General features: G+C 57.9%; 8 protein-coding genes. 5 read left to right on the top strand and 3 right to left on the bottom strand.

What is annotated here, in order from left to right:
• Positions 1-16 precede the first annotated feature (16 nt).
• Genes cdaA through der form a run of 3 tightly spaced genes read left to right on the top strand, consistent with a single transcriptional unit; the run spans position 17 to position 3,532 of the window.
• Entirely contained in the window at positions 17-895 is an 879-nt protein-coding gene (gene cdaA / locus LARV_RS16990; protein WP_201785935.1) for a diadenylate cyclase CdaA, read from the top strand.
• Positions 896-898: 3 nt separating this feature from the next.
• Positions 899-2,140: a CdaR family protein gene (locus LARV_RS16995; RefSeq protein WP_075074760.1), complete on the top strand. Its 1,242-nt coding sequence runs from the start codon at positions 899-901 to the stop codon at positions 2,138-2,140.
• Positions 2,141-2,164: 24 nt separating this feature from the next.
• Positions 2,165-3,532 (top strand): ribosome biogenesis GTPase Der, encoded by a 1,368-nt coding sequence (der, locus tag LARV_RS17000; RefSeq protein WP_075074761.1) that lies wholly within the window; start codon positions 2,165-2,167, stop codon positions 3,530-3,532.
• 57 nt (positions 3,533-3,589) lie between these two features.
• On the opposite strand, the gene LARV_RS17005 is transcribed toward der, so the two are convergent.
• Positions 3,590-6,724: a GAF domain-containing protein gene (locus LARV_RS17005; protein ID WP_075074762.1), complete on the bottom strand. Its 3,135-nt coding sequence runs from the start codon at positions 6,722-6,724 to the stop codon at positions 3,590-3,592.
• A gap of 236 nt (positions 6,725-6,960) precedes the next feature.
• Positions 6,961-8,190 (bottom strand): GTPase, encoded by a 1,230-nt coding sequence (locus LARV_RS17010; protein ID WP_075074763.1) that lies wholly within the window; start codon positions 8,188-8,190, stop codon positions 6,961-6,963.
• Between the two features lie 60 nt (positions 8,191-8,250).
• Here LARV_RS17010 and LARV_RS17015 point away from each other — a divergent pair, with 60 nt between their 5' ends.
• Positions 8,251-9,735 (top strand): M1 family metallopeptidase, encoded by a 1,485-nt coding sequence (locus tag LARV_RS17015; protein ID WP_075074764.1) that lies wholly within the window; start codon positions 8,251-8,253, stop codon positions 9,733-9,735.
• A 226-nt stretch (positions 9,736-9,961) separates the two neighbouring features.
• Positions 9,962-10,216, top strand: coding sequence for a hypothetical protein (locus LARV_RS17020; RefSeq protein WP_075074765.1), 255 nt, complete (start codon positions 9,962-9,964; stop codon positions 10,214-10,216).
• Between the two features lie 74 nt (positions 10,217-10,290).
• Here the strand turns inward: LARV_RS17020 and LARV_RS17025 are convergent, their stop codons facing one another.
• Positions 10,291-11,202: a hypothetical protein gene (locus LARV_RS17025; RefSeq protein ID WP_075074766.1), complete on the bottom strand. Its 912-nt coding sequence runs from the start codon at positions 11,200-11,202 to the stop codon at positions 10,291-10,293.
• Between the last annotated feature and the right edge of the window lie 3 nt (positions 11,203-11,205).

The raw sequence follows: 11,205 nt of genomic DNA on the forward strand, positions 1-11,205 counted from the left end.
ATGAAATGAGTAGCAAGTGGCTGACCTGCTGAATGAAATTATCTTTATTTTTCAACGCCTGACCTGGTTGAGCCTGCTTGACCTGGCCCTGGTCACCCTTGTGTTTTTCGTCATCTTGATGGTGCTGCGGGATACCCAGGCCAACGTGCTGATGCGCGGCGTGGTGCTGGTGGTCATCTTCCTGACCGTGCTGACCAGCCTGGTCAATCTGCCCGCATTTTCCTGGCTCATCAAGACCACCCTGCCGGCTTTGCTGCTGGCTATTCCGGTCATTTTTGCGCCTGAAATCCGGCGCGGGCTCGAGCGGCTTGGCCGCGCCGGTTACAGCAACCTTTTCAACCGGCGGGATGAAGCTGCCGTTCAGGCCATGCAACAGACCATCAAAGCCGTTGTCACCGCCTGTGCCCGTTTATCCGCCCGCCAGCATGGCGCTTTGATCATTCTGCAGCGCGCCGACGGCCTGCAAGAATACGTGCGAACCGGCGTTCACCTCAGCGCGCGCGTCACGCCTGAATTGCTGCTGCAGATCTTCTATCCCAACACCCCGCTGCATGATGGGGCGGTTATCATCGCTGACAACCGCATCGTAGCCGCCGCCTGCGTCATGCCGCTCTCCTCCAGCGGAATTCTCAACCGGTCTCCCGAACGTCAGATGGGCCTTCGTCACCGGGCTGCATTGGGCAGTTCCGAAGCCTCGGACGCAATCTCGGTGGTGGTGTCCGAACAAACCGGCGCCATTTCCATCGCCCACAACGGCCGCATGATCCGCCGCCTGGACAGCGAACGCCTGGAGAACATTTTGCTGGCGTTCTACCAACCTTCCGAAGAACAGGGCGTTTCCCTGTTCGTACGCATTTCGCATTGGCTGGACTTTCTACGCCGTCCGGAGGATTAAGCGGTGACTGTATTGCAACGTTTGTTAAAATACTTCCCCACCTTCCTCACCGCGCTGGTTCTGGCCATGGCGGTCTGGATCTCCGCGGTTACCTCGACGGATCCCACCGAGGAGAGCCAATTTTCACAGCCCATTCCCATCGAGGTGATCGGCCTCGATCCAGGATTGATGATCACCAACGAACCGGCGGATCAAATCAATGTGATTCTGAGCGCGCCGCGCTCGATCTGGAACGAATTGAACGCGGATCCGTCCGCCATCCACGCGGTCGTCGATCTGTCCGGTCTCGAACCGGGCAGCCATTCGGTCGCGATCCAGGTCCAGGTCAATCTGCGGCCGGTTAAAATTGTATCCAGCACTCCGCGGTCCGTTACGGTCACCCTTGAACGTCTCACGACGCGGAGTGTCCCCATTAACCTGGTCACAAGCGGCGACCCTGCCATCGGGTATCAGGCGGGTCTGCCCACGCTCAGTCAAACTAGCGCGGTCGTCAGCGGCCCGGCTTCGCAGGTCGAACGCGTCCAGAAGGTCGAAGCTACGTTGGATCTGTCCCAGGTATTCGAGAACATCAATCGCACCATCACCCTGCAAGCGTTGGATGCCAACGGCTCGCCTATCGGTGGATTGACGCTGACCCCCGACCGCGTGACGGTCACCCTGCCCATCAACCAGAAAGGCGGTTATCGCAACGTGGTGGTCAAGGTGGTGACGAGCGGTGAGATCGCCAGCGGGTACCGGCTTACCAATATTTCTGTGTTCCCGGCCGCGGTCACCGTTTTCTCCAGCGACCCGACCGTGATCTCCAACCTGCCGGGTTACGTGGAAACCATGCCGCTCGATCTTTCGAACGTGAAGGACGATCTGGATATCTCCCTGCCGTTGAACCTTCCGGCGGGCGTTACCGTGGTGGGCGACCAGACCGTGTTGGTGCGGGTGGGTATTGCCGCCATTCAAAGCAGCCTGCCGCTTTCCAACCAGAAGATTTCCGTCGTTGGACTGGCTCCCAATATGAAAGCGACTCTCTCACCCGAGACTGTCGATTTGATTCTCTCCGGACCACTGCCGCTGCTGGATGCACTCAAGGAAGGGGATGTAACCATCAGTTTGGATGTAACCGGATTATCCCTGGGCACTTACCAACTCGAACCCAAGATCGAGGTCTCGATCGCCGAAATTAAGGTAGAATCGGTACTCCCGGGGACTATTGAAGTGACAATTACCTACGCGCCCAGATCTACCCCGTAGCGTCGATAGTGAAAGCAGGAAAAAATGAGGAAACCCGTTGTGGCATTGGTCGGAAGACCCAATGTCGGAAAAAGCACGTTTTTCAACCGGTTGGTCGGCGAACCACTGGCCATCGTAGACGATACCCCCGGTACGACACGCGACCGGCTGTTCGCCCAGGGCGAATGGCTTAACACCGTATTCGATCTCATCGACACCGGCGGCATCGACCCATCCAAGACGAAGCAAGGCGAACCCCTGTCGGTCGGTTCGGCTGATTTCATCGACCAGATCCGCACTCAGGCTCAAATCGCCATTCAAGATGCGGATGTGGTGCTTTTCATCGTGGATGCCATGAGCGGGGTGACTCCGGCGGATCAGGAAGTGGCCGAAATATTGCGCCGCAATCAAAAAGTCATCGACGGCAAGCCGTATCCCCCGGTGCTGCTGGTGGTCAACAAAGCCGACAGTGATCGCTACCGGAACATGGTTCCCCAATTTTACGAACTCGGCATGGGCGATCCGTATCCCATTTCGGCGTTACACGGCACGGGCACCGGCGACATGCTGGACGCGCTGCTGGCCGCCTTCCCGGAGCAGGTGAAAGAGGAAGAGGACGATTCGATCAAAATCGCCATCGTGGGCAAACCCAATGTCGGCAAGTCCAGCCTGTTGAACCGTCTCGTCGGGCAGGAACGCTCCATTGTCAGTCCCATTCCCGGAACCACCCGCGACTCGCTCGATACGCACATCGAAGTGGACGGTCTGCCGGTGACCCTGATCGATACCGCCGGCATTCGCCGCCGGGGAAAGATCGAACCCGGCGTCGAGAAATACAGCGTCGTGCGCTCGCTGCGCTCCATCGAACGCGCCGATGTGTCGCTGCTCGTGGTGGATGCAACCGCCGGGTTGAGCGTGCAGGATTCGCACATCGCGGGTTTCATTCTGGAGGTGAACAAGAGCGCGGTCATCATCGTCAACAAGTGGGATGCCGTCGCTAAAGACAACTATACCATGCAGGCGTATACCGAACAGGTGCGGCGTGAGCTGAACTTCATGCCTTACGTACCGGTGCTCTTCATCTCCGCAAAAACCGGTCAACGCGTCGACCAGGTGTTGCCGATGGCGCTTCACGTTCAGGAAGAACGTCTGGCGAGATTGAACACCGGACAGATCAACCGCATCCTGCAGAACGCGCAGGAGGTTCACATGCCATCCTCGAAATCCGGACGTTCGCTGAAGATCTTTTACGGCACCCAGGTACGCAGCGACCCGCCCACCTTTCTGATCTACGTCAACGATCCAAAGCTGGTTCACTTCACGTACCAGCGGTTTCTGGAGAACCAGATTCGCCAATCCTATCCTTTCACCGGCACCCCTATTCGCCTGGTGTTCAAAGGACATCACGACTAGCGGCGATCAAGCCATACCCAATCCGGGGCTGTCTATTAAAGACGGCCCCGTTTTTTTTTATTCTTCTTCTTTTCTCCCGGCAGCTTCCGGCAAATCCAAAGGCGCTTTACCGTGAGCGGGTTCGTGGTCGATCATGTCGAAGAAAGCCGTGACCACGTGCGGGTCGAGTTGCTTATTGGCCAATTCATGGATGTAATCCCGGATTTTTTGCTCCTCCCAGGCTTGCTGGTAAGGCCGGTCCGAAATCAATGCGTCCCAGACGTCCACCACGGCGAAAATGCGCGCGGCCAACGGAATTTGCTCGCCCTTCAAACCCAGCGGATACCCCGTGCCGTCCCAGCGTTCGTGGTGACTGTAGGGAATCTCCAATGCCGGCTGAAGGTAGGCAATTGGCGCCAGCAACTGGTAAGCATGGACCGGGTGCAGGCGCATGATTTCCCATTCGCGCTCATCCAGCAGGCCCGGTTTGAACAGGATACTGTCGGGAATACCCATTTTCCCGATATCGTGCAGCAGCGCCCCGCGGCGAACGTGAACCAGTTGGGCGTCGCTGAAGCCCATCCGTCTGGCCAGACGCACGGTCATCTCGGTGACCCGGCGCGAATGGCCTTCGGTCTCCCGGTCGCGTAATTCCAATGCGCGCGCCCATCCTTCAAGTGTGGATTCGTAGGCCTGCATCAATTCCTGGTTGCTCTGCTGCAATCGTTCGAACAGTTCCGTATTATTGATTGCAATCGCCGCCTGCACCGACAATGCTTCCATCAGTTGCAGCCATTCGTATTCGGGATCCAGGGGGGAGCGGTGGAAGATTTCCAGCACGCCCATCAACTGCCCTTTGGCAACCATCGGCAGGCCAAAGTAAGATTGGATGCCTTCCTCGGCGAAGAAACCTGAACGGGGATACGGCGCATCCTCAGCCATGAAGTTCAATACTTTAAGGATCCGGCGTTCCTGAGCGACCTTCCCGGCGATATCTTCTCCCAGTTGGAAGAAGCGCTGCGGCACGGCGCGCGAACGAAATCCCAGACCGGCGGTATATTCCAACATCTGGGTTTCGGGTCGGAAGAGCAGGATGGCTGCGGCATCCACGTGCAGTTGCACCATGACCTGATCCAGGATGATGTGCAGCGTCACGCGCAGACTCATATCCGCGGTGATCGCCATGTCAATGGTGCGAAGACTTTGCACCTGGCGCAGCCGGCGTTCGGTCTGATCGAACAGGTTGGCGCGTTGAATGGCGCTGGCGACGATATCGGCGATGGTCTCCAGGATGTGCAGTTCATCTTCCGAAAGCGCCAGGTTTCGGCCAATCGCCAGCGTTCCAATGACCTGTTCCTGCGCGATCAGCGCAACCCAGGCCAGGGCCTGCAAACCCGCCGTCAGGCGCGGCGAATCATCGATTTTGGTCCCGGCCAGATCGTTGTTCAGGACGGATTTCCCTTCCGAGACCACCTGACCCATCAAGCCTTTCTCGATCGAAAATCGCCGCCCGGTCAGCGGAATCCAGGCCCCACGCCCCAATTCCACCACCTGGTCCGAAGAGAGCATGTCCTTCAGGGTCATCATCGCGCCATCCGCCTGGAAGAGTTTTACCAGACTGTCCAGTATGATCGGGACCACTTCGGACCGGGTCAACGCTGAGCGCAGGTCGGTGGTAATCTGCACCAGCATCTCCATTTCATGCGTCCAACGGTGCGTATCCTCGAACAGGTGGATGTTCTCCAGTGCAACGGCCATCTGATCGACCAGCACGCCCACGGCTTCGAAATCCGAGCTGTCGAAAGCGGCGGTTTCTGCCGATTGCAGGTCGACCACCGCCAGCACCCGATCGCCGCTTTTGACCGGAAATACCAACTCCGAACGCGTCTCCGGGAATCCTTCCCAGGCAACATAACGCTCATCCTGAAACACATCCGGCGACAGGATGGGCTTTCCCTGCTGGGCGCTGGTTCCCACCAGACCCTGTCCGGGGGCAATGATCAAACCAGCCGGACGGGGATTTTCAAGGTCGCCGCCCGTGCCGGCTTCCCAGCGGAACTTGCCATCCTCGGCCATGAAAACGTTGGCGGTGTAGCAGGATGTGGCTTCCTGCAGGGAATCGACCACCTGCTCGGCCAGGGCGTGCATGTTCAACTGCGCCGTCAGGTTGCTGGCCGAACGTCCGATGACCCTTAATTTGGTCGCCAGGCTGTTGATTTCGCCAGCCGTTCGTTTTCGGTCGGTGATATCGCGAACGGCCCCCAACAGGCGGGGTTCTCCATGGATGAAAATTTGCTTAAACACCACCTCGACCCAAAACGGCCGCCCGCCGGTATCCTTGGCCAGCCATTCCACGACTTGCGGGCCTTCGGAGAGGGTCTTCATGACCTTGCGGCGCAAGGCCTGGATCGTAAAGTGCGAATCCGTGGAAACCAGATCGACCGTGGTCATCTGCAGCAATTCTTCGCGCCGGTAGCCCCACATTTCGCACATTTTGGCGTTCACATCCAGGATGGCGCCGTGGATTGGGTCGTGAACGAAAATCGCATTGGAAGCTTCCTGGAATAGAGTCCGGAAGTAATCGGAAGAGTGTTGCACTGTTTTGAACGCGTCTTCCTGTTCGGTGGCGTCATCCGCCAGCACCGAGACGCCGTCCGGGGATGGATGTGCCGAAAATCGAATCCGTCGCAGGGACCCGCCCACCGAGCATTCAACGGTATTGCGCTGAACCTGCTGATTTCCCAGGGCTTCGAGACACATTCTTTGCAGTTCGGCAGCCAGACCGGGCAGGGATACCTGCGCCAGGGGTTTTCCGATCATGCTGGCGCCGGTATCCTGCAAAAGATCAATGCCGTTTGGATTCCACCAGGTCACGAACAAATCGGTGTTCAAGGCGCATAGAAGCGGATTCAGGCGCTCGACGATGGCGTGATCCGAATTCGCCCGGCTTTGCAGGGCGGCGAATTCGACATCAGAGGCTGAGTGATCCGTGCGCAGAACCTCGAATTTTCTTCCTCCGGCAGCAAACCGGTAACCTCTCCAGGCAGCCAGAGCCACGATCAGCCCGCCCAAAATCCAGCTCCAGATATTCGCTGCCGATCGCAGCAAAATCAATAATAAACAAACAACCAGGCCCGACAGGCACGCATTAAACAGCGGCCGTTTCGTCCAGCTACTGACGATATTTACGATCCTGTCAGGAAAAGGGTTCATTGGAACAAATTACTTTCCTGTGCAACGTCAAACAGAAAATGAATGCTCCATTATTGGAGGAACATCATTGGACATTTTCATCTTGATGCAAGTTATGAACCAATAAGATATACAGGTTTCCCCTCTACAGAAGGCCTTTTCATATTATAGTGAAAAACGAATGACCAACAAACTAAAAATAGGTTAATTTTCCTAACAGTTTTAAAACCAATTTACAACAACAACTGGATGATTGGTTATTCTTCTTCCGCCTGGGAACGATCGATCTCGATTTCTTCCAGCGATTTCTCGATTTGAGCCTGCAGCGCCTTGCGGGCCGGTTTTCGGCTGCCCAGGTTGCGCAGTCCCTGCAACAGCGATTGGGTCACCTGGCCGGATAACTTCTTGAGGGCATCCGACGAGAGTTTCTCACCCTTTTCGAACCAGCGCACGGCGGCGTACCCCATTGCGACCGTGGTGGATGAGGCCACTGCGGCTGCCAGCACCCAGCCCGGAATGCCGCCCAGTTTGCTCAGCTCGTAGAATAACGTGCGGCCAAGAAAGCCAACCCCGAAAGCCGCCACCAGCTCGCGCGCGCGTTCGAGCGTGATGCGATAGTTGTAGATGCGCGCGATGCTCAACACCATCAGCGACTGCGTCGCGATCAAAGGCACAAAATCGATTACCGGCAGCGGCGTGAGCGCAACCCCCGCCGAAATGGTGGCCGCGCTGACAATCGAGCGCCAGGCCAGTTGCCAGCGGTACTGCGGCAGGGCAGCGCCTAACGCCGCCACAATCGAAGGTTCGGCCATGGCTACCGCGGCCAGCAGTTGGTTCAGATTTTCACCCGACCGCGCGGCGATGGGGATGACCTGCTCGACCTTGAGCTGCAGGCTGCCAGCCGTTTGCTCCACAATCGCCTTTTTTTCCTTGCGCACAAGGTCGATCTTATTCAGGGCAACCACATGCGGTTTGCGCAGCGCCTTGAGCTGGGTATACAGTTCCAGTTCGGTCTGTTTCACGCCCTGTATGGCGTCGAACACGATAATGAGGATATCCGCTTTCGCCGCGGCTTCCAGGGCCAGTTTTCGTTCGCGTTCGCCCACCTCACCCACTGCGTCCGCGCCGGGCGTGTCCACCAGTGCAAACAGACCGGCATCCGTTTCCTGATTTTCACGGGTGGTCCCGGGTAACGGGCTGACATCGGCGCGCTCGGCCGGAACGCGCACGAACTGGTTGTACAGCGTCGATTTGCCCACATTGGCCGGGCCAACAATGGCCACACAATGTTTGCGCCCGAATGCCAGTTTGAGCTGGTTTTCAGCGAGTTGCACCAACGACCGGCTGATTTGCGGCTTTCCGGGCAGGCCTTTCATCAGGCTGGTCAGACTGGCCTGTTCTTCAGGCGTCAGGGCATCCCAGATCTCTCGAAAACCGCGGGATTCAGGGATCGAAGGTTGCGTCTCGGCAGCAGGTTCATCCGTCATGGTCCACCTCGTATTTGAGATCAAGCATATCATATTCCGCCGCTGCCGTATAATCAAGCCATGCCTAAAAGCGGATGGGTTCGCCTCCTTCCCTTTCTGATCGTCTGCCTGCTGGTGTCGGGCTGCCTGCCGGCCACGCAAAGCCTTCCTCGATCAGAGCCGGCGCCCACGACGCCGGCCATCCCCCCCACCGAAATTCTCAGCCCGTCCGCCACCCCTTCCGCGCTACCGGAAACCCCGCTGCCGGCAGCCCCGGAAAGACCCCATTACCAGATCGATGCCCGTCTGGCGGAAGATCTGCGCACCTTGCAGGTTCAGGAAGAAATTCGCCTGACCAACCCGACCGACGCAGCGCTGGAATCGCTGCCGTTGGTGGTGGAAGCCAACGGCTTTGCCGGGGCTTTCGAATTGTTGAAGGCTTCCGCGTCGAACGGCATCGAAATCCAGGAGAAAACGATCAAAGACAACCAGCTCAAATTGCAGCTTCAACCGGCCCTGCCCGCCGGAGAGACGCTTACCCTGGCCCTGGAATACAACCTGCACCTGCCGCCCATTCGCCCCGGGGAATCTCAAGTATTCGGCTATACGCAAAAGCAGACCAACCTGGCGGACTGGTATCCCTTTCTACCCGCCTTCACGACTGAAGACGGCTGGCTCGTCCACCCTGCGGCTGAAGTTGGCGAGCACACCGTCTACCCGGCAGCCGATTTCGATGTCCAACTGCATCTTCCACAATTGAATCCCGCGCTGGTCGTGGCCGCGTCCGCGCGAGCCGAAACCATTGCCGATGGCTACGCCTACCACGTCGAGGCTGCCCGAAATTTCACCTGGTCCGCCTCACAGGATTACCGGGTCAGCACCCGGCAGGCCGGGCCGGTCACCGTGACCAGTTATGCCTATCCGGCCACCGAACTGCAGGCGCGCGCCGCGCTCGAATATACCGTCCAGGCGGTCGATTATTTCACGAAACAATTCGCCGTTGAGCCGCCTCACACCCAATTGAGCATCGTCCAGGCCGATTTTCCGGACGGTATGGAATTCGACAGCCTGTATTTCCTCTCCCAGCGCTTCTATTACGGTTTCGACGGCTCGCCGCGCAGCTATCTGGCGCTGATCGCCGTGCATGAGACGGCCCATCAATGGTGGTATGCCCGCGTGGGTAGCGATCAGGCGCTGGACCCCTGGCTGGACGAGGCCCTGTGTACCTACAGCGAGCTGCTGTTCTACGAGAACCTGAACCCGGAATTGGCCAAATGGTGGTGGGGATTCCGCGTCGAGCCCTACGCTGCGTCCGGAAATCTTTCGATGACGATTTACGATTTTTCGGATTTTTTGACCTACCGCAACTCGATCTACCTGCGCGGGGTCAAATTTCTGCAGGCCGTCCGCCAAACGGTCGGGGACGACGCCTTTTTCAGCGCGCTGCAGGCCTATGCCAACCTGAATTCGGGCCGGATCGCCAGCAGCCAGGATCTGCTAAACACCTTCACAGCCTCCACCCACCTCGACCTGGGCGAACTGGAAAGCGAATATTTTCAGCCTTGAAAAATCACCCTTCAGCAAAGGCTGGCTTCCCCGGCGGGTTGCATTCGCGCTTCGAAAGTCTATAATGAAATCAACTTAACCCGTTTGCTCCGCCAGCGTACCGGCCGAGCCTCCCTCCATCGCCCAATCCGAACACCGCGCCGCTCCGCCTGTCGCTGACCCGGGAGCGGTATTTCCTTTCTTCGAATCGGATCATCCGGCCTTTGGTGCGGATTGGAGGGCGACCATGATGCGAGCTGTTTGTCTGGCCTGTGGCGCCATCAAAGAGGACGCGTTCGTTCCCTGTCCCAAATGCGGCCATTTGCCGCGCACGGACGATGACAAAGCCAGGCACCTCATGCTGACCGAATGGTATTTTTCGATGGGCAAGCTGGAATATTTCGCGCAGAAAGTCAAGAACGGCGAAAGGCTGGAATTCAACGAGACCATTCTTGGCCGATTTATCGGTTATGTGCAAAACGGCCAATTGCCTTCCGAATAATTCTGGATTGGGAAAGAATCCAGGAGAGGCCTTTGAAAAATCAACGGGCTGACGATGACAGCCTGTTGAGCGTTTTATGGACGAGCCAGGCCGATCAGGGCGGCGTCGATCACCTCGAGCCGGCTATAGCGTTGGATGATCGGCCGGGCGTCCTGCAGGTCGGCCGCCCGGCCCAGCAGGGTGGCGAATCGGGTCGACTCGCCGGGCGGCAGTGCTCCCAGCCGCAGCAGCAAGGCAGCGATGGCATCCTCGCGCAGCATTTGATGATTGCCCAGTTCGGCATCCTCCAGCGCCAGCGGATGTTGCCAGCTTCCATAACCATTGGCGCCCAAAAAAGCGCGTCGATCCGTTTCGAATGAACTGTTGGTGACGCTGGCGGTGAAATAATTGACCGGGCGCTCGCGCGAAGTCGCCGGAGACTGAAGCAGCACCGTGCGCCCATCCAGCGTCTGCGCGCTCGATTGCATGGGCAGCGGCGAATGATCGGCGGTGTGAAATTGCAGCCCATCCGGATAAGCGTATTCGACCACGGGGACGGCGTCCACCTCGACGGTGTCGTCACGCAAGTTGGTAATGCTCACATCCCGAATTTCGACCGGCGCGTCCAGGGGAATGAATACGGTCACCTCGCAACACAGACCTTCCACCTCGGTCCGCCAGCGCGAATATCCCTGGCCGACGCTGCATTCGAAATGGTCCATCGGGGTCAGTGTGGGAACGAAAAAAGGCGAGAAAATCAAGCGTCCGTCGCCCGAATGCATCCGCAGGTACAGGGTTTCGCCCTTGAAATCCGAATCGGGCAGCTGTGAGATGTACTGGGTGATGCGGTCGAGTCTCGGATCGCCCGTGCAAATCAACGCTCCACCGGTGTGGTCGACAAAACCGCCAAAGGCCGGGGTGCCGATGGAATTGATCCACTTCACAGGGATGAGTGGATCCGTAATGACATATTCGCGATGCGCATCGTCAAAAAAGCCGAAGTTCATCCA

It is taken from the genome of Longilinea arvoryzae (genome assembly GCF_001050235.1).
Taxonomy (GTDB): Bacteria; Chloroflexota; Anaerolineae; order Anaerolineales; family Anaerolineaceae; genus Longilinea; species Longilinea arvoryzae.